At 41.0% G+C, this 23,777-nt stretch carries 20 protein-coding genes and 1 riboswitch; of the genes, 4 read left to right on the top strand and 16 right to left on the bottom strand.

The annotated features are described in order from the left end of the window. Positions 1-66 precede the first annotated feature (66 nt). From OCV27_RS04900 to apbC, 3 genes are all read right to left on the bottom strand, one after another. The gene (locus OCV27_RS04900; protein ID WP_420919481.1) at positions 67-2,172 is read right to left on the bottom strand and encodes an AsmA family protein; all 2,106 of its coding nucleotides are present in this window, start codon (positions 2,170-2,172) and stop codon (positions 67-69) included. Between the two features lie 210 nt (positions 2,173-2,382). Continuing rightward, a complete protein-coding gene (gene udk / locus OCV27_RS04895) occupies positions 2,383-3,024 on the bottom strand; it encodes a uridine kinase (RefSeq protein WP_125320423.1) in 642 nt (213 codons plus the stop codon). Positions 3,025-3,273: 249 nt separating this feature from the next. Next, the gene (gene apbC / locus OCV27_RS04890; RefSeq protein ID WP_125320422.1) at positions 3,274-4,347 is read right to left on the bottom strand and encodes an iron-sulfur cluster carrier protein ApbC; all 1,074 of its coding nucleotides are present in this window, start codon (positions 4,345-4,347) and stop codon (positions 3,274-3,276) included. Positions 4,348-4,506: 159 nt separating this feature from the next. Between apbC and metG the strand changes: the two genes are divergently transcribed. The 3 genes from metG (at position 4,507) to OCV27_RS04875 (ending at position 8,806) form a co-directional block, all read left to right on the top strand. Beyond that, a complete protein-coding gene (metG, locus tag OCV27_RS04885; protein ID WP_125320421.1) occupies positions 4,507-6,582 on the top strand; it encodes a methionine--tRNA ligase in 2,076 nt (691 codons plus the stop codon). Positions 6,583-6,752: 170 nt separating this feature from the next. After that, a complete protein-coding gene (locus OCV27_RS04880; protein ID WP_125320420.1) occupies positions 6,753-7,601 on the top strand; it encodes a 2OG-Fe(II) oxygenase family protein in 849 nt (282 codons plus the stop codon). A 5-nt stretch (positions 7,602-7,606) separates the two neighbouring features. Further along, on the top strand, positions 7,607-8,806 hold the full coding sequence (locus OCV27_RS04875) for an MFS transporter (protein ID WP_125320419.1): 1,200 nt from the start codon (positions 7,607-7,609) through the stop codon (positions 8,804-8,806). A gap of 60 nt (positions 8,807-8,866) precedes the next feature. On the opposite strand, the gene udp is transcribed toward OCV27_RS04875, so the two are convergent. From udp to moaA, 11 genes are all read right to left on the bottom strand, one after another. Further along, complete coding sequence (gene udp / locus OCV27_RS04870; protein WP_125320418.1) at positions 8,867-9,625, bottom strand: uridine phosphorylase; 759 nt, start codon at positions 9,623-9,625, stop codon at positions 8,867-8,869. Positions 9,626-9,877: 252 nt separating this feature from the next. Beyond that, a complete protein-coding gene (locus tag OCV27_RS04865; protein WP_125320417.1) occupies positions 9,878-12,178 on the bottom strand; it encodes a zinc/cadmium/mercury/lead-transporting ATPase in 2,301 nt (766 codons plus the stop codon). A 57-nt stretch (positions 12,179-12,235) separates the two neighbouring features. Next, entirely contained in the window at positions 12,236-13,702 is a 1,467-nt protein-coding gene (locus tag OCV27_RS04860; protein ID WP_125320416.1) for an MATE family efflux transporter, read from the bottom strand. A gap of 77 nt (positions 13,703-13,779) precedes the next feature. Beyond that, on the bottom strand, positions 13,780-14,196 hold the full coding sequence (locus OCV27_RS04855; RefSeq protein ID WP_125320415.1) for a CBS domain-containing protein: 417 nt from the start codon (positions 14,194-14,196) through the stop codon (positions 13,780-13,782). A gap of 202 nt (positions 14,197-14,398) precedes the next feature. Continuing rightward, positions 14,399-17,095 (bottom strand): hypothetical protein, encoded by a 2,697-nt coding sequence (locus OCV27_RS04850; RefSeq protein WP_125320414.1) that lies wholly within the window; start codon positions 17,093-17,095, stop codon positions 14,399-14,401. Between the two features lie 579 nt (positions 17,096-17,674). Beyond that, entirely contained in the window at positions 17,675-17,878 is a 204-nt protein-coding gene (gene nrtS / locus OCV27_RS04845) for a nitrate/nitrite transporter NrtS (RefSeq protein ID WP_125320413.1), read from the bottom strand. A gap of 54 nt (positions 17,879-17,932) precedes the next feature. Next, on the bottom strand, positions 17,933-18,382 hold the full coding sequence (gene moaE, locus OCV27_RS04840; protein WP_125320412.1) for a molybdopterin synthase catalytic subunit MoaE: 450 nt from the start codon (positions 18,380-18,382) through the stop codon (positions 17,933-17,935). A gap of 2 nt (positions 18,383-18,384) precedes the next feature. Further along, entirely contained in the window at positions 18,385-18,630 is a 246-nt protein-coding gene (moaD, locus tag OCV27_RS04835; RefSeq protein ID WP_125320411.1) for a molybdopterin synthase sulfur carrier subunit, read from the bottom strand. Continuing rightward, on the bottom strand, positions 18,627-19,106 hold the full coding sequence (moaC, locus tag OCV27_RS04830; RefSeq protein ID WP_125320410.1) for a cyclic pyranopterin monophosphate synthase MoaC: 480 nt from the start codon (positions 19,104-19,106) through the stop codon (positions 18,627-18,629). The genes moaD and moaC overlap by 4 nt, the downstream gene beginning before the upstream one ends. A gap of 9 nt (positions 19,107-19,115) precedes the next feature. Next, positions 19,116-19,628 (bottom strand): molybdenum cofactor biosynthesis protein B, encoded by a 513-nt coding sequence (gene moaB / locus OCV27_RS04825; RefSeq protein WP_125320409.1) that lies wholly within the window; start codon positions 19,626-19,628, stop codon positions 19,116-19,118. An 84-nt stretch (positions 19,629-19,712) separates the two neighbouring features. Continuing rightward, positions 19,713-20,699: a GTP 3',8-cyclase MoaA gene (gene moaA, locus OCV27_RS04820; RefSeq protein ID WP_125320408.1), complete on the bottom strand. Its 987-nt coding sequence runs from the start codon at positions 20,697-20,699 to the stop codon at positions 19,713-19,715. Continuing rightward, a riboswitch (molybdenum cofactor riboswitch) is annotated at positions 20,688-20,822 on the bottom strand. It overlaps the preceding gene by 12 nt. A 178-nt stretch (positions 20,823-21,000) precedes the next feature. On the opposite strand from moaA, the gene yvcK reads away from it, so the two are divergent. Further along, positions 21,001-21,888, top strand: coding sequence for a uridine diphosphate-N-acetylglucosamine-binding protein YvcK (gene yvcK, locus OCV27_RS04815; RefSeq protein ID WP_125320407.1), 888 nt, complete (start codon positions 21,001-21,003; stop codon positions 21,886-21,888). Here yvcK and luxU read toward each other — a convergent pair. Both luxU and luxO read right to left on the bottom strand, forming a co-directional pair. Continuing rightward, complete coding sequence (gene luxU / locus OCV27_RS04810; RefSeq protein ID WP_125320406.1) at positions 21,874-22,212, bottom strand: quorum-sensing phosphorelay protein LuxU; 339 nt, start codon at positions 22,210-22,212, stop codon at positions 21,874-21,876. The genes yvcK and luxU overlap by 15 nt on opposite strands. 4 nt (positions 22,213-22,216) lie before the next feature. Next, positions 22,217-23,611 (bottom strand): quorum-sensing sigma-54 dependent transcriptional regulator LuxO, encoded by a 1,395-nt coding sequence (gene luxO, locus OCV27_RS04805; protein ID WP_125320437.1) that lies wholly within the window; start codon positions 23,609-23,611, stop codon positions 22,217-22,219. Between the last annotated feature and the right edge of the window lie 166 nt (positions 23,612-23,777).

Raw genomic sequence — 23,777 nt, 5'->3', positions numbered from 1 at the left:
AAGGCTAAGTCAAAAATAAAAAAACGCACTCTGGGTGCGCTTTAGTCATTTTATGTTGTGGTATAATTAATTAAATAGACCTTTAATCAAACTATTAACCGCATCCTTGGTCTTTTGATCTTTTATCTTGTCGCCCAATTTTTCATCTAACTTTTTCAGGCCACGATCAACTTCTTTCTCAACTTTCTGTTTCAATACATCATCAAAGACCAACTTGAATTTAGGCTTAGCCCAAGAGCCAGATATATTGATTGGAATGGTTACATCTTTCAGCTCATCAATATTTTTCCCACCTTGGCCTTCTAATGAGCCAACAATTGAAGTACTAACTGTAAAATCAACTGTTTGGTCAATATAATTAGCACTGCCCTTACCCAGAATACGCAGCAGTGGTGACTGCATCGATAAATCATCCGTTGACACCACACCTTTGTTAAGTTTCAACGTTGCTTCCATGGCGCTAAAGTCTGTTTTTTGGGCTTGATTAGAGGACTCTACTTTTTGGCCTTTGAACTTGGCGTAGTTTTCGCGGATCAATTGAGCGACGTTAATACCGTTGACTGCACCATCGGTAAAGTTAATCACTACAGTACCAACTAGGTTCTTTTGAATACCAGTTGGTGTTAAGCTGTGGCCTTTAACATCAACATCAATATTACCCGTGCCTTCCAACTTATCGCTATTGGCAACATCAGAGAGCAAAGGTTGAACCTGAACACCCTTAATGCGTTTTTTGACGGTGTAGCTGGCTGGACTCTTTCTCGCATCAAGTTTTGCAGAAGCGGTAATCGACCCTTGGTACAAGTTAGACGAGAAAGAAGTCAGTTCTGCAACGCCACGATTAACCAAGAAGCTGGTTTTGACATTTTCCATCCGAGCATTGCTGGCCTTAAACTTATCGATAGTGATATCCCCTTTAATATCCAAAGCTTTGAGCGCGGATAAATCAGGTTCAACCTCTTGCTGCGATACGGGCTTGCCAGTTCCATTTTGGCTTGATGTTTCGGATTGATTAGGTTTTTCAGTTGTTGCCTCGCCAGTATTAGTTGTATTAGCTGTATTGAGACCTAAAAATTCGTCCAAGTCTATGTTTGGGCTGTGTAGTGAAAAACGAACTTTGGCAATGTCACCTAAAGTCACGTTTGCTTTACCATCAAATGCCAGGGCGTTAGCCGTTAACTTCTCTAAAACGAAACTTAAGTGACTGTTAGTTAACTCAAATGATAAATCAGAGGCCATATCAACTTTCATAGGAGATTGAGGCAGAGTCTCACCTTTAAACGTAGCATCAAGAGTTAACTTATCCATCGTGACTTTTGAGATGGCTTTATCAACCGTTAGACTGCCACTACCTTTCATATCGATATCTAGGTCAGCAGCACGACCAACAAGGTGATAGGTCAGCGCATTCGCTGTATCAAAGTCGAACGTCTCTAAGCCCAGTTTAATCGAATCAAATTGATTAGTAGGATCGCTAAAACCAGCATTCAGTTCCATGTTACGCAAAGAATAATCGCTAAAACCTTTGGCAAGCTTAAATTCAGCGCTTCCTTGAGCGTTAAACTTCTGCTGATTGTTCTCACCTTTAACGGCAAATTCAGCCTTTGTCCACGTATCAACGGCAAACTCTGACAAGTTCAATGAAACGTCATACAGCTTGGTGTATGAGCCAGCTTGTTTATCCTGAATCTCAATAGCGGCGTTTGATACTGTCACCCCTGCAAGATTAATTGCCCAATCTGACGCAGGTTTTTCAGAAGAGCCTGTTGGCGAAGACTCTACTATAGATTCATTGGCAGCAGAGCTTGGTGTGGTTGGCTCAGCTTGGTCAGTCTGGGCTTTGGTTAAAACATCAATGTTCTTACGACCATCTTTAAGAGTTTCAAGATAAAACTCAGCGCCATCAAGAGTGATGTTTCCAATTTCTAACTGCTGATTTAAAAGAGGTGATACCGATACATCAATACCAACCGTGTCGACCTTGAATAAGTTCGGTTTAGAAAAACCTTGCGGATTTCGCAGCTCAGTCTTCCCTAACTCAAAACCAAGCGATGGAAAAAACTTCCAACTGATATCGCCTTCGATAACCAACTCTAAGCCAGTTTGTTTCTGGGTTTGCTCTACGATAAGAGGTTTAAACTGGTTTGGATTGACGAACAGTATCAGTGCCATAATCGCACCAAGTAGTACGATGATAGGAATGGCAATCAATAGGAACAGTTTCTTCATCAAAATTATCCTTGCTATTCAGGGTTGTCATACATCTAGCCATCTCACCTAACTAGTCGTTTGGGTTATTAGGCTTTTTACATGTAAAAAGAAAGTGGCACCTAAGGTGCCACTTCTTGCGAAAAAAATAAAGCGCTTGAATAGGATAAAGGCTTAAGCTTTCAAAAGTTTTGCAATATGCGCTTTTAATACATCAATCGCTATACGGTTTTTACCGCCACGAGGCACGATAATATCCGCGTGCTGCTTCGATGGTTCAATAAATTGCATGAACATAGGGCGTACAGTTTCTTGATACTGTTTCAGTACCGACTCCATTGCACGACCACGTTCTTCAACATCACGTCTCACTCGGCGTAATAAACAAATATCTAGTGGTGTATCCATAAAGACAGTTGCATGCATAAGTTCACGCAGGCGAGGATCGGTTAAAAGTAGAATACCTTCCAAAATAATCACCTTTTTCGGTGTCATTAGTGTAGTATTTTCAGTACGAGTATGATCAGAATAGCTATACTCAGGAACCTCAACAGAATCACCTCTTGTTAGCGTTTTTAAATGCTCACAAAGTAAATCATGGTCCAGTGCGTTCGGGTGGTCATAGTTAGTTTTGACACGCTCTTCCATGCTCAGATGGTCTTGATCGTTATAGTAGCAATCTTCCGTAATTACACCAATTTGATGATCGCCCACTTTCTCACGAAGCTCATTATAGATAGTACTGGCGATTAAACTTTTTCCAGAAGCCGATGCGCCAGCAATACCGACGATGACGCATTGATTATTATCAGACATTATTCTTGCACCCAATGAATTGAATTGGTGTCATGTTCTAATACTAGCATCGAGCAAATATTGCCCAGGTAGTATTAGTGTGTAATATATAAACCGCATGATTATAGGGAGTTCGTTCTAGACATGCTAGTGAGGATTTCATCCAAATAGCTAAATAGGATCAATAACGGTAACGCAAACGATTACCGTATCGATCCCAAATTGAGCGATATTCTAACAGTAATGGTTCTGTTAAACGTAAAGCCTTTCTCATTCAACCATTTTGAACTGAATAGATTGAGGTTTTTCTTTTCCGTGCCAATACATTCGCGCACAAACTGATTCAGCTAACTGAATATAATAAGCAGCTTGTTCAGAATCCGGCCGAGCAATGACGCTAGGACAGCCATTGTCGATATCTTCGCGTAAAGAAATATGCAGCGGTATCTGAACCAATAGATCAAGGCCATATTCACTCGACATTTTTTGCGCGCCACCGACACCAAAAATGGCTTCTTTACCACCGCAATGGCTGCAAATGTGATAGCTCATATTCTCCACTAAACCAATTACTGGTACCTGTACTTTCTCAAACATTGCCGCTCCCTTTCGGGCATCTGCAAGAGCAAGATCTTGTGGAGTAGTAACAATCACAGCTCCCGTAACAGGTATTTGTTGAGCTAAGGTCAACTGAATGTCTCCCGTTCCTGGTGGCATGTCTATCACAAGATAATCGAGTTCTGGCCACAGCGTTTCATTGAGTAACTGGGCTAAAGCTTTCGACGCCATAGGACCACGCCAGATAGCGGCTTCATCTTTAGAAACCAAGTAACCGATAGAATGGGTATAGATGCCATGAGCGAAAATAGGCTGCATCCATTTATCATCTCTTACTTGAGGTGATGCCCCCTGTTGACCCAGCATGATAGGAACTGAAGGACCATAAATATCCGCATCTAATAAGCCAACCTTTGCTCCCGATTTGGCAATCGCCAGTGCTAAGTTCACTGCTGTGGTTGATTTACCAACCCCACCCTTGGCTGAAGTAACTGCAATAATGTTCTTCACACCAGTTACCTGATGATCAACTTGTGTATGGAGCGGCTTAGGCACCGCTTTTATGTCACACTCAACTACCGAAACATAGCCACTTTGCTGCTGTAATTGAATCCAGTCAGATAGCATCTGCACCACTGATTGAGTCGCAAAAGGGAATGCAATAATAACTCTGCCCGAATCAAGAATCACAATACCCGCAACAGAGGCCCATTGTGCAACCAAGCTTGAATGCTCAAACTGGTTGAGCCAACTACAAAAATCTTCTTTGCTAGATAATAGACGCATAGATCCTCCTTATGAGTCTAATCCTAGCATTGCTCGTCAAAAGACTGAACCCCGAAAAAACTAAGATAATCACGCTGATGATACCTTGGAGTCACAATGTGGATAAGGTAGTATTAGGGTCAATTTTTTAATACCTATCAGAATAAGCGAATATTAAGTATGGCAAACGATCCAAGAAACCTTGATCCAAGGAAACTGCTGGTAACTTGTGCCCTTCCGTATGCTAACGGTTCGATCCACTTAGGTCATATGCTTGAGCACATTCAGGCAGACATTTGGGTTCGCTACCAACGCCTACGTGGCAACACAGTAAACTTCATTTGTGCTGACGATGCCCACGGCACGCCAATCATGCTAAAAGCACAGCAAATGGGTATTACACCAGAAGAAATGATCGCTGCTGTTAGTGAAGAACACCAGAAAGACTTTGCTGGCTTCGATATTAGCTTTGATAACTATCACAGCACTCACTCTGAAGAAAACAAACAACTAGCGTCACATATCTATCTTGAGTTAAAGAAAAATGGCTTCATTTCTAGCCGAACCATTTCACAGCTCTTTGATCCAGAGAAAGAAATGTTTCTACCCGATCGTTTTGTAAAAGGCACTTGTCCCAAATGTAAATCTGACGATCAGTATGGTGATAACTGTGATAGCTGCGGGGCAACTTATAGCACTACAGAGTTGATTGATCCTAAATCAGCCGTTTCTGGTGCAACGCCTGTCATGAAAGATTCTGAGCACTTTTTCTTTGACCTCCCTCAGTTTGAAAGCATGCTTAAAGAGTGGACCCGCTCTGGTTCATTACAGACTGAAACCGCGAATAAAATGCAAGAGTGGTTTGAATCTGGCCTTCAACAGTGGGATATATCTCGTGATGCGCCTTATTTCGGTTTTGAAATCCCAGGTGAAAAAGATAAATTCTTCTACGTGTGGTTGGACGCACCTATCGGTTATATGGGTTCATTTAAAAACTTATGTGATAAACGTGAAGACCTAGATTTTAACGAATACTGGAAGAAAGACAGTACAACAGAACTCTATCACTTCATTGGTAAAGATATTGTTTACTTCCACTCTCTATTCTGGCCAGCAATGCTTGAAGGCAGTGGTTTCCGTAAGCCAAATAATGTTTTCGTCCATGGTTACGTAACAGTTAACGGTGCGAAAATGTCTAAGTCAAAAGGCACATTTGTTAAGGCAAGCACTTACCTAGCTCACCTTGATCCTGAGTGCCTACGCTACTACTATGCAGCCAAACTCAACAGCCGTATCGATGACCTAGACTTGAACCTTGAAGACTTTACTCAAAGAGTCAATGCTGACGTCGTCAATAAGATTGTTAACCTTGCCTCACGTAATGCTGGTTTTATCACTAAACGCTTTAAAGGTATGCTTTCAGACGAATTTGCAGAGCCTGAACTGTATGAAGAGTTTGTTGCTGCAGCCGATCGTATCGCAGAGCTATACGAAATGCGAGAATTTGGCCGTGCGATACGTGAGATCACAGCACTGGCAGATAAAGCAAACCAATATGTTGATGAGAAAGCACCATGGGTTGTAGCAAAAGAAGAAGGTAAGGACCAACACTTACAAGATATTTGCTCTGTCGGCATCAACTTATTCCGTGTACTCATAACTTACCTAAAACCTGTTATGCCAGCACTGAGTGCTCGCACAGAGACTTTCCTCAACCAAGAGCTAACTTGGGATGGAATAGCCAAGCCCTTAGTAGGCCATGAAATCACCAAATTCAAAGCACTGTTTAGCCGTATCGACCCGAAAAAGGTTGAGTCTATGATTGAAGCGTCCAAACAAGATGCTGAAGTAGAAATGGCAGCTAAAGAGAAAGCTGAAGCAGCAAAGAATCAAGCAAGTCAAACTGAGTTAGATAAAGACCCTATTGTTGCAGAGATTGATTTTGATACTTTTGCGGCTGTGGATATGCGTATCGCACGTATCATTTCTTGTGAAGAAGTGCCTAAAGCTAACAAGCTGCTAAAGTTTCAGCTTGATATCGGTGGCGAGACCCGTCAGGTTTTCTCTGGCATCAAATCAGCATATAAACCCGAAGAGCTTGAAGGTAAGTTGACCGTTATGGTTGCAAACCTTAAGCCTCGTAAGATGAAGTTTGGTATGTCTGAAGGTATGATTTTGGCGGCTGGCCCCGGAGGAAGCGATCTTTGGATTCTGGAACCTCATGAAGGTGCTATGCCTGGTATGCGCGTTATGTAAAACAGGCTAATGTAATTAACTCTAAAGCCCTGCTAAAAAATAGCAGGGCTTTTTAGGTAATCTAGGACTCACATCACTATAAATATAAATAAAATCAAATATGAAACATAGCACCCATAGCCTCCTATGATAAAATTCGCCTCCTAATATTTTCAGAAGGAATATATATATTGAAAATCATAAGTATAGGAAGCAATAACCCAACCGCACCTCAAGAATTTGCTCAAGCTCTTCACCAATCAGGTTTTGTTGTATTAACTGACACAGGTATTGAGCAAGTAGAAATTGAAGGCTTGTATTCAAACTGGCTAAACTTTTTTTATCAAGCTGAGGAATCTAAGCAAGAATTTCTATATGACAAAGAAACTGTTGCCGGTTTTATTCCTCGAACTGTGTCAGAAACTGCAAAAGGGTTTACTAAAAAAGATCTCAAAGAAATTTTTCATTATTACGAAGATAAAGCATGTCCCCCAGATCAACAAAAAAGAAGTGATGAAATCAGGCACCGCCTGCTTAATTTATCTGCCAAACTACTCGGATGGCTAAACAACCACCTGCCATCTGAAATAAAAGATGAACTCGACGAGCCATTAGATAGCATGGCAAAAGACTCCCCAAAAACCTTATTTAGAATGAACTATTATCCACCGATGGATAACTTTTCTGCTACGGCAAAGTCCGGAGCACAACGAGCAGAATCACATGCAGATATAAACCTGATTACCTTGCTACCGAATGTGTCTAGTTCAGGTTTAGAAGCCAAAACCCGAGATGGAACGTGGACAACGGTTCCTTATATTCCAAACAGTATCGTGATTAACGCTGGCGATATGCTTGCTATGCGTACCAAAGATTTTTATCCATCTTTTTATCACCGAGTAATACAACCCTCTAATTCTACTGAAGAACGTATTTCTCTAGCTTTTTGCGTCCACCCTAAAGATGAATGTAAGTTGTCTGACCAATACACAGCCGACAGTTTTTTACAGCAACGCTACAAAGAACTCAAGGTGAAATAATTACCATGACACGCATGATGCCCCTACTTGTTGCGGTTTTGATAGGCATTGCTTATCAAGTTTTTGTAGATATTTATTTAGTCGCCCTTCCTGATATACAAAAATCTTTGAACATGAGCTATCTCGCCGCTAATTCATCGTTAATCTTGTACCTTGGGGCTAATGCAATATTTTTGCTACTAGCTGGTATTTTATCTGAACAGCTAGGTCGAAAAAATATCATTATTGCAGGTTTGTGCATTAGTTTAGTAGGCACCGCTACTATACTTTCCATGCAACATTCTGCGGCCTTCTTAATTGGCCGTACACTTCAAGGGGTTGGTTTAAGTGCTTCTATTTTAGCCACCCCTGTTTTAATGGATAATTACAAGGGTAAACAACTTACCTACGGTTTTTTATGTTTCGAGTTTTTCTACTCAATTACACCCATTATTGCCCCATACATAGGAGCAACTATTACTTCACAATATTCATGGCAACATATTTTTACCATTTTATTTATCTATCAAATAGTTGTATTACTATTTACTCTCAAACTAAACAAGCAAAATATTGATAAAAAGCGGCTAGATAAAAGACGCCGATTAGTTATTTTCAGACGAATATTAGCGAATAAAAAATTCACAGTACTCACCCTTCTAATGGCTTTGTTTTGGGGAGAGATGGTCATCGCTCATCTACTCTCTCCGTATATTTTTCAAAATGATTTCAACTATTCCACATATGAATATGGATTATTCGCATTAACTATGGGAATTTTTTATGCTATCGCTGCAATTAGTAATCTGGTTTTATTAAAATTCTATACAGAAGTACGAATCATATCTTTTTCAGTATGGGCCAATGCTATTTTGGCCGCTATATTTTTAGTCAAACAGTTGATACTTCCTCAATCAGAATTGGATATTAGTATTTACCTCTGTCTTATGGCTATTTTCTGTGGATTGTTTTTTATCAATGCAATGACCAGCTCATTAAGAATATTCGCTGACTATTACTCGGGATACGCTGCAGCAATACAAGGCTGTATTTGCATTGGTTTCTGGAGCTTACTTAGTTTAATCTGTTCACAAATACAGCCTAATGAGACAGTGCTAGTTATCATTTTGTCATCAATGGCGGTATTTGCAACGACACTATTGATCAAAAAGCGCACTATCATTTTTTACGCCGAACAAGATCGTCGTGAAGAGTTACCTTGCTGAACTAATCCTCTCAAGCCATGGCTTGTGAGAATTAATTGCTCTTAGTCTGTTACTTTGGCATTAAAGCATTTTACGCGCCGCTGCAACGACTACTTTAATTGAACGTGCTTCTGTTTCTCTCAGAGTAGAATGATCAGGCGTTTCTTTTTGAGTACGGTTGATAATAACCCCAGCCACACACCCGGCTTTTAGACCAGAACTTGCGCACATTGTTAACAGAGTGGCTGATTCCATTTCAAAGTTCAGCACCCCCATATCTTGCCATTCTTTCATCGAACCTTGAAAACGTCTCACCACTCGACCCGAGAAAGTATCGTAACGTTCTTGGCCGGGATAGAAAGTGTCACTTGATGCAGTCACGCCCATGTGAACTTGAGCTCCCGACTCTTCCACCGCTGCTTTCATCGCCGTTGCCACTGAAAAATCAGCCACAGCTGGAAATTCCATTGGCGCAAAATGTAGGCTTGCGCCATCCAAGCGAACCGAGCCTGTCGATACAATCATATCGCCAACATTCACATGTGGCTGGATTGCACCCGTTGTACCAACTCGTAAAAAAGTATCGACGCCAAGCTGAGCAAGTTCTTCAATCGCTATCGACGTTGAAGGGCCACCGATACCTGTTGAACACACAATGACAGGTTTACCATCAAGCTCAGCGCGATAAAGTGTGTACTCACGATGACTTGCCAAAAAGACTGGGTTGTCCATTTCTTCAGCAATTTTCTGAACGCGAGCAGGATCACCTGGAATAATGGCAAGCTTGGCGCCAACAAGATCATCTTGAGTGACTCCTAGGTGAAATACAGCTTGAGACATAGGGACTCCTTATTTAACGAAATAGGCTGATTTCTTTTTACCTTTTCGTTCTATTCATTTGGTTGGTTACAGGCGTAATGTATCTAACTCGCCGGACAAAAATAACAACATCAATCACAAATATCGCGCACGCTATCAGCTTGATTACAAATAAAATCGTTTGGTATCACACTTTTATGTTTAATTGAATAACTAGATTGCATAAAAAAGCCTGAGAAAGTGTCCCAGGCTTGATGTGTAAACAAATGTCTATTATTTAGGCTTAAACTTAAGTAAGCGCAGTGCATTTAAGGTAACAATTGCTGTCGCACCACTATCGGCAAGTACCGCAACCCAAAGCCCAGTAATACCAAGCAAACTAGTCACCAAAAAGATACTTTTAAGTCCCAAAGCAAGAGCTATATTCTGGCGAATATTGTTAAGTGTGGCTCGAGACAGCTCGATCATTCCTGCCAGTTCAATCAAGCGGTTATGGGTGATTGCTGCATCAGCAGTCTCAAGAGCAACATCTGTTCCTCCTCCCATAGCAATACCAATACTTGATGCTTTCATCGCAGGGGCATCGTTTATGCCGTCCCCAACCATGGCGACATTTGAAGTCAATGATAAGCTTTCTACGTAAGTAACTTTATCCTGAGGTAATAAGCCTGCTTTAAAATCAATGTCTATCATTGAACTTATCGCTTTGGCACTGCGTGCATTATCACCAGTTAGCATAATTGAGTTGATGCCAAGATTCTTAAGCGCTTTAATCGCTATTGCAGAATCGTCACGTAATGTGTCTTGCCAAGCAACCAGACCAATAACTGTAGTTTCTCCCCGAATAGCAACAACAACAGTTTTACCTTGGTCTTCCATTTTTCGAATATCTTCTACCACATCAGAAGGCAACACAAAATTCAGCTTGCTTGGTGCAATAGCCTGATATACAACACCATTAACTAGACCACGTACACCAAGACCAATCAAGGCTTGCTTGTCGGTTGCCTCAGGTACATCGATGCCAGATGATTGCGCTTTCTTAACTAATGAGATAGCAAGTGGATGACTTGATCCCACTTCAATTGCCGCAATGCTTTTGAGCAATTCAGTGCCATCAACCTCACCGACTGCAATAATATCTGTTACTTCCGGCTTACCTTGGGTTAACGTCCCTGTTTTATCAAAAGCAACTGTCTCAATCTGACCCAATTGCTCAAGTGCCGCTCCTCCTTTAATAAGAGCCCCTCGCTTGGCAGCAGCAGCCAAACCAGAAGTAATCGCAGCTGGGGTGGAGATCACCAATGCACATGGGCAAGCAATAAGCAATAAAGCAAGCCCGCGATAGACCCAAGTTTCCCATGGTTGAGCAAAAAATAGTGGTGGAACAAGAATGACAAACAAGGATACCATCATCATCAGTGGCGTGTACCAACGGCTAAATTTATCAAGGAAACGTTCTAGAGGTGCTTTACGCGATTCTGCTTCTTCAATAAGGTGTAAAATTCGGTCAATTGCATTTTCACCTTGCTTGGAAGTAATAACAAACCGTACTACTTTATCCACTGCCACAGCACCTGCCATAACAGAATCATTACCAAAACGTTCAACAGGTATGGACTCACCTGTAAGCGAACTTTCATCAAAACTGGCAGCTTGTCCGATTAACTGACCATCAGCTGGAAGCCTAGACCCAGGTGAAACCTCAATAATATCGCCTGGCTGTAATTCACTTGCAGACACTTCGATACGTTGATCATTGACAATTTTAGTTGCCGTTTCAGGCACTAATTCCATCAGTGACTTCACTCCACTCCGAGCTCGTGAGGCAGCAAAAGCTTCTAACCGCTCTCCAATCATAAAGAGTAATAACACCATGGCAGCTTCTGCTGTCTCACCAAGATAAAGTGCCCCGATTGCCGCGACGCTCATCAAGGTTTCTATTGCAAAAGGTGTCCCTGATCTAGCCAATTGTAATGCTTTTTTACTGATGGGATAGAGACCCACTAAACAGGTCAAGACAAACAGCCACTCACTAATCGTAGGAGAAAAAGGTTTAATAGAGGCGGCTACAACCATAGAAAATGCGATAGCTATGATAGCGGCATTTTGCTTAACAATCGTTTTCCAACCAGACTTTGATTGCTGTTTTGAAGAAGAGAGTACAGTACTAAAATTAAAACCTGATTTAATAATAGCTTGCTCAACATACTGAGCAACACTAGGGCTATCTGTTTTTACCACTAGTTTCTCAGTGGCAAATAGAACTTTAGCCTCTATAACGCCAGTGACCTTATTGACTGCATTTTCAATTTTTTTTGCACATGACGGACAGTCCATACCAGTAATTTTCCAGCTATGGGTAATGCCTTGTTTTGTGGAGCTTCTGGGGTCACTTTCCTCATCAGCAGGATCAATTCCAGCTGAACAACTATCTAAATTGCAGCAATCCGACTCCATACCATTACTCCCTGCCATTTGTATTGTAGCCATTTTAGGGCTTGAGCAAGAAGCTGCATGTGCAGGCTTAAACGCGACTTTATCTGAACGACAGGCTTTATGTTTTGTGCACATAACTTTATCTCCATTGAATGTACACTCAAAGCATAAACCTTGGAGTGGACTCCAAGGTCAACTATTTTTTTCATTTACTAACAAATTTTCTTTTTGGCTAGCAACCTCATCGATTAAAACCGCATCGTGGGAACAAAAAGGTTGAGAGTTAATACTTTTAATAGAAGGGTCTTTGCCTTCTAACGCGACAGATTCACCTTTAATTAAGTCGTTAATGTGCTTACGCAGTACAATAATTGCTAACACCCCAAATACAATCGATCCCACAGCTTGCCCATATAAGACACCAAGCGCGCCAAACCAATGTGAGCCAAAGTACACGAAAGGCAAGGTCCCGAGTGTCGCCTTACCTAAATTTAGTGCTGTAGAATAAAAAGGCTTACCTAGGTTATTGAATGACGTATTCGCCACAAACTGAGCACCATTAAAAATGAAGCTAAAGGCGACATAAGTACAAAAAGCAGAAACAATGATGGCTGCATCACCTTGTAAATTAAACCCTGTGATCACTAGCGATTGAACGAAGTACAGTGAAATACAAACCACTACTGTATAAACAGTGGTGACAACCAAAGAATTCGTCAAGGTTTCACGAACTCGATCAAGCCTCTCAGCACCAAAATTTTGGCCAATAATTGGCCCCACTGCACCCGACAAAGCAAAAAGTACCGCAAAACACACTGGGATAAGACGTCCTATAACAGCATAACCTGCGACAAAGTCCTCTCCATACTTTGCAATAGACGTTGTGACAATCGCATTACCTATTGGAGTTGCAATATTAGTGATAATTGCAGGGACAGAGATGGTTAATATCGCCTTAAGACTATTACGCCAAGCTAACAACGAAGGAAAAGCAAGCAAGTTATGAGTGCGAATTAGCGGATATAGAGAGAAGAATAATACCGTAAACCGTGCAAACACAGTTGCCACAGCGGCACCTTCAACATTCCAGCCCAGAGCAAAGATAAAAATGGGGTCTAATATCGCATTGATTATGCCTCCTGCCAAAGTCGCCCACATAGAACGTTTAGCATCTCCAGCTGCTCTTAAGCCAGCGCCCGCTGACATAGCAATAGCAATCATAGGTCCACTTGGGAGCAATATTTGCAAATACGCTTGCGCACGTTCCGCAACATAACCTTTCGCTCCAATTGCAGCGAGAAGCTCTGGAATAAATATAAACATTAAAGCGCTAATAACACTACTGATTAAAAATGCGGTGAGAATAATACTAGTGCTGAGTCTTCTAGCATGGTCGCGTTGTTTTGCCCCGATTGCTTTAGATACTAAAGCTCCCATAGCTATCGAAGTACCTATCGAGATTGAAGTAGAAAAGAAAACCAATGTCCCAGCAAAACCAACCGCTGCCGCTAACTCAACCTGACCCAACATACTGATAAAAAGCATATCCAGTAAGTCAACCAAAAACAGAGCCATCAAACCGACAGAACCAGCCCCCGACATCACTAATATATGCCGCATAGTCGAACCTTCTACAAATTTTGCGTTCTGATTCTCCATGCCCAGCCTCAGTCAATTTTTAGAAATAAAAAAGAGGCGCTGAACAGCGCCTCTTTATGCCACCAGATTCATCTTTACTATACCGGATGTTTGAAGCAATCGTCTAGATTCTTAGCGACCGCACGCAATACATCACGTCGAGTAATAATTCCAACCAACCTACCATTATCTATGACAGGGTAAACTTTAGGCTTACCTGACTTCATCATGTCAGCTAACTCAATAATCGACGTATCTGGTCCAACAGCAAGAACCTTTGAGTGCATACAATCAGAAACTATATGAGTGTCTTGGCAGTAATAACTTACCTTAACCAGCTTATCAAGCAAATCATGTCCAGAGAGAAAGCCAATAACTTCTTCTCTCTCATTAATCACTGGGCCACCGAGGTAACTAGATTTCAACATTTTTTCCAATGCAGCACTCAATGACATTTCAGGTTTAAACGTTACCGCCTGCAACGTCATGTAATCCTTCACTTTCAATGATTCCATTTGCGTCTCCTTAGCGTGCAAATCTCATCTTATATAATGTAATTGTTGTCTAATTTCTTGATTTTACTAAATTGAAATCAACAATTTTTCTAATAGCTCTGGCCTATCACACAAAAGTGTCCATTCAGTGAACGCTATGCCTATCTCCATCAAATAAGCATCAGCACGCTTAATCCACTGATTAAAAGGCTACAATGAAATTTTATTGGCGTTGAAGCTTATTGGCCCTAAGATGTATACCAAGTCCTTTAATGAGTTTCGACTTCAAGTCAAGCCCAGAATCGGCACTGGATTTAAATTCTAAGTCCTTCCAGCGATTAGTATGTGCTTCCCACCAAGGAGCTGTTTGTTTCTCTAAGTAATCTTCTAAGCAATGGCGAGCGTTGTCGAACTTGTGCTCATTATCTTCGTCAGCTCGATATTCTGCCATAGTGTCAAAAAACTTTTGCTCTCGTTGAATAAGATCCTGTTTTTGCGCTTCCGGAGCACGTTCAATCAATTCATTGAAGAAAAACTTCACTTCTTCTTTCATTAGGTGCTCTTCAGAACCAAGGAGTGAGAACATCTTTTTATACTGAGCCTTATTGTCTGTGAAGAATTGGTTCCATTCTGCATTATCGGTATTTAATTTCGCATCACGGTATAAACGATTAAATCGCACCATGGTAAAAGTAAGATCGTCACTAGCGATTTTCTCACCTATTACCGTCGTTTTATTCTTGTTAACACCGATATTCGCACCGACATGCACACCCGCTGCAACCGTACCAGAACCACCAACATTTACATTCACCGATAGAGTTTTAGAGGTGCGAGTAAACTGCTTGCGCCAATCTTTTTTACCTTGGTAATCTTCAGCCTTGCTATAATCCGGCTTAAAGAAACGAGTTGTGTGTGAAAATGAAACACCACCTCCAATATCAGGCGCTATATCAAGGTCGCCAGGTAACTCAATCCCCTGCTGAGCTATCGCTTCTTTAATTGTGGCTCCGTTAACCAAACCTTGAAGTGAGCTAGCTACAGCGCCGGTTAAAACAACATCAATATAACGACCTTCACGAATTCTACTAGGGTGAATACGCTGACGCTCGACTATATCCAGCTGACCTTTGAACGGACCCGCAGTGATTGAGAAGCTAGATTTTGTATCTGCTACCTGCAAATATATTTCTTGTTCAAAAGTAGCAATTTTGTCCAGCCTTGATTTGGAATAATCAATGGAAGGATTCTGTACTAGGACACCTGTTTGACCAATTAAATTTGATAATTCTTGTTCTCTGCTTGAGTTTATTCCTGAGACTAGATGTTTGTTTGGCATTATTGTACTAGCAAAAAGTGCATGAGAGGCAGAAGCAAACTGTAAAAACTGATGCCGTCCAATCGCTCCCCAGCGGTTTTCAATTGCATGTTTTTGGTCTCGTAATATCTTTAATTCAGATTTTTTAGCACTACCGGATGATTTAAAGTAATCATATTTTTGAACCACTTCGTAATAGTCATTCACGTCTCTTTTTAACAAGTTCAGTCCCCCAATCGCTGCTTTGGGGTCGTTACTGGTCGCTAATATTTTTTTTGCATGGTGAGTGAAGTTACTCGGTAATTCGTCTAGCTTAGCTTTGTTTTTCAGCACAACATCAGCCAACTGATTTGGTACGAATTCATAAATATCTGTGGTACTTTTCGAACGACTAGCGGCAAAACCGCCACCAAAATTGACATCGAGAGCACCAACATTGAAAGAGGTACCCGCATTTACTGACACCCCGACATCACCCGCCTTAGTAGTATAAAAACCTGTAAGTGGTTTCGTTCTCTCTGGAGCGGGCGCATTGACATTAGCATTAATTTTCAAGGCAGATTTCAATAAATCATTAAGCCTATGTTGGCTATTAGCGGCTAATTGCTTTTGTTTTTTCAGTGCTTTGGTCTTTTTCGCATCTGGCCCATTTTGCGCAATATAATCTTTTGAGTTGTTCCACTCCTTAAAATAGGTCAGATTTCCCTGTCCTGAAGCATTCGCTTGCGCATTCAGCCCAACTTCTTTCGATAGGCTCGCCTGTACTCCACCTTTCAAACCCGCACTAACTCCATGGCTAATCTCCTCAAATACTAGCCCTTCATCATCTGCGTTAAATCGTGTTTCAGTTGATAGACCCCATGATAGGTCAACAAAAGGTCCTACTTTAGCTTCAGTACCCGGTACAGCTAGCAAACTTGCCCCAGTATTTACACCAACACTATATGTCGTCGCTTTTCCCGCACCAGGTTTACCTAGAGCTAGATATTCTTTTAACTGTTTAGCTTGCAACTTCTCATGCTTCATTTGCATCCAGTCACATTTAGTATGCTGAGTGAGAATAGTACATAACTCTTTTAGATCGCCTTTAGGCAATTGCTTAGCCAGTTTTTTAAACGCCACATGGACTTGTTTAGTATCTTGATAAGATAAATGACCATTTCTGCCCTGATATTTTTTTAAAGTAGGTTCTAGCTGTGTATCCATAATATCTATTGCTTTATGATATTGTTTGTTATTTTCGTCTAATTCTTCTACGAGCTTTGAATGAATCATTTTGACATCATCAGCGATGACTCGACGTTCTGGCGTTCCGCCACTATCTTTATCTGAGCTGCTCAATTTCACCTTGGGCGGTGGCGGGGTTATAGAAGCAGGCGCGCTATTTGAGCGTGCTAGGCGAATTCTCTTACTCGGTTTGCTCTCTTGTAAATCAGAACACGCTGCTTTATGGAGATTGTTGCTAGAGAGAGAAAGCCCCCTTAATTGGGTTACTTCTTTAATATTCCTTCCTACTTCTGAGCATTCATATTTTGACTTCAATGCATTAGAAGAATTAGTGCTCTCACTTCTATTTAGGTTAACAATTGCGCTTGTTCTCATAGTAATACAACCCTCGTTTTCAGGTTACAAAACACTAACTAATCCAAAATAAAAACGACTTATATCAATTCGATAGTCAGGTGCGGTGAAATAATATGCTATTCATACAAGCACATAATGAATAAAAATGCACCTCAACATGTTAATATATTGTTTCAAGTGTTAAGTAAGACTATATTTCATGAATTTTCCAAGATTTTCACAGGAAAAATAATGACTTAATTGATAGGTGTGTGTATAAAAAGTTCGTTTTTAGTTAAATGAAACAACGTGTAATAAAAGTCGCTCTGTTAAAACATGATAAACGACTAATTCTTGAATGAGTGGGTTTAATTTTACTTGTCAAAATAATGATTAAGAGGATTGAGATTTTCATGTGGCGTAAAAGAGTATTAACATAATAAATAGATCTTTTATTCAGTTTCCAGATAACGAGGAAAACAAAGAGATGCGGTAGAAGTACGTATTAAATGGCTATCGAAGAGGGGGGCATGACATTGCTGTTATCTTTTCTTTTTCACCTTAATGTTTGTCATTGATGTCAGAATCCATTCTTACTCAACAAATTACGATCTAAAACTAGCGACGGTTTGCTTTTGCGTCACGAATTGCCAACCAACTACTAAATAGTGAAACACAAAAAGGAACACAGTACGTCAGTAATGCTTTAAGCCAATTGAAAGAGCTACTTCCTACAAACGCGTCATATTGGTTAATAAAATTAAGTAATGTTCCAACAACAATAGCGATAATTATGGCCCGTTTTATCATCTGGCTGTACATAAAGTTCCTTTACAACAAATATTTACAGCTCTCTATAAACGGACCCTAAGGCGTTTATTCCCAGCGCTGCGCAGCAAGCTTGTCAGAATTTCTCGATTCAACCCACCGAGTGGCTCCATCTGTACGCTCTTTTTTCCAAAAAGGTGCCTTAGTTTTAAGATAATCCATTATGAATTCACAAGCTTCGAATGCCGCTCCTCGGTGAGCACTCGATACACCGACAAACACAATTTGATCGCCAACCTCTAGATCGCCAATACGGTGAATAACACGAATACCTGAAAGTGACCACCTTCGCTCTGCTTGATCACAAATTTTCATCAGTGCCTTTTCTGTCATCCCTGGATAGTGCTCCAAAGATAAACCTGTCACATTTTCGCCAAGATTCATATCACGAACCTTACCTACAAATGTCACAATAGCACCAGTAAAGCTATCCTCGGTGAGATTTTGATATTCATTACCAACTGAAAAGTCTTCATATTGAACTGATACACGCTCCATTTTTACCCTCCTGTAACTGGAGGAAAAAAGGCAACTTCATCACCTTCATTAAGAGGGTGTTCAAGTGGGACAATTGACTGATTAACAGCAGCAAGTAACTTACTTGGGTCTAACGCCAGATCCCACTTACCTTCTTGGGTAGCAAGACTCGCTCGCAATGCTTCCACTGTTTCAAAGCAGGTATCAACTTCTAACTTTTCAGTCCCAACTAATTCCCGAGTTTGAGCAAAAAATAAAACCTTTATCATGTTTCTACCTTAAAAGTGCCCGACTTACCGCCTGTTTTTTCTAGTAAACGAATTTGACCAATGACAATATCTTTTTGTACGGCTTTACACATGTCATAAATGGTTAAAGCCGCAACTGAAGCTGCTGTCAACGCTTCCATCTCAACACCTGTTTTACCAGCTAATTTACATATCGACTCAATACGTACCACACTCTCCGATTCAATCGTTTCAATCTGTACTTCAACTTTTGACAGCAAGAGTGGGTGGCATAGCGGGATCAGATCCCAAGTCCTTTTTGCCGCTTGAATTCCGGCTATACGTGCCGTTGCAAACACATCGCCCTTGTTATGTCGACCAGAAATAATTAACTCTAGTGTTTCTGGCAACATATGGACTAATGCCTCTGCACGCGCTTCTCTCACTGTTGATGCTTTTTCAGAAACATCAACCATGTTGGCTTCACCACAAGCATTGATGTGAGTTAACTGACTCATAAAGACTCCTCACTCACCAATATGTGGCATAAAGTTACACGGACGATGCCTTGCATCCAATTGTGGCTCAATAATCTTTGTCCACCCAGTACGACAAGCACCTGTTGAACCTGGCATAGCAAAAATTACAGTATGATTAGCAAACCCACCAACGGCGCGTGATTGAATCGTTGAAGTACCAATTTCTTGGTAGGACACATGGCGAAACAACTCACCAAAGCCTTCTACCTTTTTATCAAACAGTGGGTTCAATGCTTCAGGGGTACTATCACGGGATGTAAAACCCGTCCCTCCAGTGACCATTACCACTTGTATGCTAGAATCTGCAATCCACTGCGACACTATGGCACGAATCTTATATTTATCATCAATAACTATCTGTTTATCTACAATGTTATGCCCAGCATGAGCAGCGCTCTCAACAAGATAAGCACCAGAAGTATCGTTCTCTTCTGTGCGAGTATCCGACACTGTCAATACAGCAATATTAGCTGGTTGAAATTTACTTTCAGCGTGCCCCATTTGTTCACCTATTCGATTTAAAATTGTTGTTCAACCAAACACTACGTCTGGTTAAACCTGAAATAATTACAAAGGTTAAAATGTTCAGCCACCAATAGACGCTAGGTTTGGTGTCATGCCCGAATTACCATCATGAAGAAAATGACTAACAGCTTTAGTCTGCAACTGGCTTTGAATACGTTCTATTAATGGCTCCTGCTGAGAATCTTTCTGCAATAAATCGCGCAGATCAATACCATGCTCACCAAACAAACATAGATGAAGTTTTCCTTTTGCTGATACTCGCAAGCGGTTGCAACTCGTACAAAAACCTCGCTCATAAGGCATAATCAAGCCTACTTCACCTTGATAATCAGGGTGATAATACACTTGAGCGGGTCCATCGTTATTCGCCCTCTCCTTTTGCAGCCAGCCATTTGCAATTAATTGATTACGAATTGACACGCCAGATACATGATGGTCATGAAATAGCTGGTCCATTTCACCCGTTTGCATCAATTCGATAAAGCGTAGCTGTATCGGTCTATCCTTTATCCAATGTAAGAAACTGGGTAGAGATTGAGAATTCATATCTTTAAGTAACACAACATTGACTTTAATCTGCTGATAGCCAACTTCAAATGCACGATCAATTCCTGATACCACATCATGGAACTTGTTTTCACCTGTGATCTGGTAAAACATACGCGGATCGATACTGTCCATACTTACATTGATATTGGTAAGTCCGGCTTTCTTCCAATTTTCAACCTGCTTTTTCATCCGATAACCATTAGTAGTCATCGCTACATTAGTAATGCCTTTTGTTTGTGCCACGGTATTAATAATTTCAGTAAAATCTTTGCGCAGGCTTGGCTCACCACCAGTGAGACGCACTTTAGAAGTTCCGCAATCAGCAAACGCATGAACAACGCGCTGAATCTCAGGGAGAGTTAAAAATGAGTTACTTTTGCCCGAGGGTTTATAGCCATCAGGAAGGCAATATTGACATTTGAAATTACAAACATCAGTCACCGAAAGACGCAAATAATAAAACTTGCGCTGAAATCTATCTTCAAAATGTTGTGCCATGGAACACCTTTCCAAATACGGGAGGCATAACCATTTCTAGTCATGCCCTGGTGACAACATATCACTGGCTTAGCGCGCATATTCTTAATGAACTTAGCCCGATAAGCTCGGAGTTATGGCAACCGCTTTACGACTTAAGGACGAAAGCAGTAGCTAACAATAAAATACTGAATATCTATGTCCGTTTCTACCCTAGGAATAAAAATTTATAACCCAACATTCAAAAATGCCATATTGAGTACTTTAATTGAATCAATTATTCTAGATTGTAGATGAATATGAAAAAATAAGAATACACTAAATGAGTTTGTATAAAGAAAAACACGTAGTTGCTATCGGGGGCGGACACGGCTTAGGGCGTATATTAGCAGCTTTAAAGGATTTTGGAGAAAACGCCACAGGCATAGTTGCAACGACAGATAACGGTGGTTCAACAGGCCGAATTCGTCACTGTCAAGGTGGCATAGCTTGGGGAGACACTCGCAATTGTATTAACCAGCTAATCACCTCTCCTTCTATAAGCTCAATGATGTTTGAATATCGTTTCAAAGGTGCTGGGGAGCTGGATGGACATAATTTAGGTAATTTGATGTTAACTGCACTCGACAACCTCTCGGTGCGCCCATTAGATGCGATTAATCTGATACGAAATATACTAAAAGTCGATATTAATATTATTCCGATGACGGAACACCCCTCGGATCTCAAAGCACTAGCCGAAAACGGTCAATGGGTGACTGGGGAAACGAGTGTAGACGAAATGGCAGAGAGACTCGTCCGGTTAGACCTTGCACCAGAAGTTCCAGCAACCAGCGAGGCCGTGCTTGCCATTGAGCAAGCTGACGCTATTATTCTCGGACCAGGCAGCTTTCTAACCAGTATTATGCCTCCCTTACTTCTGCCCGAAATAGCTCGTGCAATAGAGGGAAACACAAATGCAAAGCTTATATTTATCGAGAATCTATCACCTGAATTTGGCCCCGCGGGTAAAATGAGCTTAAAAGAGAAGCTAGAATGGTGCGAAAGAGCCTGCCGAGGACGAAAAATAGATATCATTGTGGGAGAAGAAAAACACCCCGAGCTAAAGAGCTGGCATTGCTTTACTACCTCGCTCGCCTCCCCAAACCGAGAATGGCGACACGACAGGGATAAACTTCAATCCGTTATTGAATCATTACTTATCGAGTAAGGTTTTATAGCGCTGTTGTGTTTCATATAATAGCGCTATCATCTTCTCTTGTTCTTCTGTAACGTCAAGCACTTCATCAAGTTTTGATTTCGCATCAATTTCTATCGCAAAAGCACACAGAGATTCAGCGCCAAAACTAGCAGCACTGCTTTTCAATGCGTGGCTAATCTCTTTTAAATAAGCTTCCTGATCTCTGTCATCATCATTAAGAGCGTCGATGTATTGAGTCATTTCATTAAGAAATATATCGAGTAATATGGGGACATTGCTGGTACCAATTTCACTCGCCAGTTGGTCTAGCTTATGTTTGTTAAGTAATTCCATTCGATTATTGTGTTTCCTTGACATTCCAATTTTGAAGCTTACGGTAAAGCGTAGACGGGCTGACATCTAAATAGCCAGCTGCTTTAGGGATATTCCCATCACATGCATCAATAGCTTGCTCTATAGCTTTCTTCTCTGTCAACCAGAGAGGGAAGATATCATTAACTGTGAACTTTTCTTTTTCTTCCCAGTTTACCCTGATCTGATTATCCGTAGGCACATTAAGTGGTGGAGGTAACATATCCATTGATATATTTTCTCCATTGTTAAGCACAACAACATTGCGTAATACGTTTTGCAACTGACGAACGTTACCTGGCCACTCATACTGAGCAAAACGATTCACTACCTCTGGCGTAAGCCTAACAAAATCTTTGCCTTCTTCCTTAGACATAAAACCCAATAGAGAATAAGCAATTTCTATGACATCATCTCCACGCTCTCTCAATGGAGGTAAATGTAATGGGATCACGTATAATCGATAGTATAGATCTTCCCTAAAGCGTCCCTCTTGAACCTCCTTCCACGGATCACGGTTTGTTGCACAAACAAAACGTACATCCACGCTCTTCATTTTTGATGAGCCTACTTTCTGGAATGTTCCAGTTTGGATAAAACGTAAGAGTTTGGTTTGCAAATCTAGGTCCATCTCGCACAATTCATCAAGAAATAATGTGCCACCATCTGCTAACTCTGCTGCACCTTGTCTGTCAGTCGCAGCACCAGTAAAGGCTCCTTTCACATGACCAAACAACTCACTTTCAATAAGGTCTTTAGGGATTGCAGCACAGTTAATCGCGATAAAAGGTTTATCGCCACGCTTACTTGCCGCATGAATCGCTTCAGCACACACCTCTTTACCCGTCCCACTCTCACCTGTAATAAAGATACTAGCCTTACTTGAGGCAGCAGAATCTATGGTTCGATAGACAGCCTGCATGGTCTGACTACTACCAATAAAGCCTTGGTAGTTTTGATTCCCAGGATTATTTGCCGCATTTCTAAGCTTACTTGCTTTACGAATTGCGTTATTGACTGTCACGCGTAATCGATCGGCTTCGCAAGGTTTGATAAGAAAATCTTGGGCCCCATGACGCATAGCTTCAACAGCTGTATCAATTGAGCCATGAGCTGTCATAAATATAACTGGAACATCAGCATTCTTTTGCTTTACCGCATGCAAAACGTTCATACCCGTCATATCGGGAAGCCTCAGATCCAATAAAATAAGATCAGGAGTACGAAAGCTGAGGCTTTCAATTGCATCTCGCCCAGTGCCAACAATATTAATATCAATACCAAGGGGAGTAAGGTAAGAACGATATAGTGCTGCTACTGAAGCAGTATCCTCTACCATCAACAAATATTTGGACTTTTGTATATCTGTGTCTTGTTGCATATTAAAGTCGAACTCTTCGTTGCAAATTGTATAAATGATTGCATTACGCTTTGCATCTTGCAAACTCAATGCAGAAAAAACCGCGAAAAAACCTAAATATGGGGCTAAAAAATTGGCATGTTTAATGCTGATATAAAATTGACCTGTATGGGTCACCTAGCCAACT

It is taken from the genome of Vibrio pectenicida, from assembly GCA_024347015.1.
Taxonomy (GTDB): domain Bacteria; phylum Pseudomonadota; class Gammaproteobacteria; order Enterobacterales; family Vibrionaceae; genus Vibrio; species Vibrio pectenicida.
Note: the sequence above shows the minus strand (reverse complement) of the source record. Positions and strands in the feature narration are given on the sequence as shown.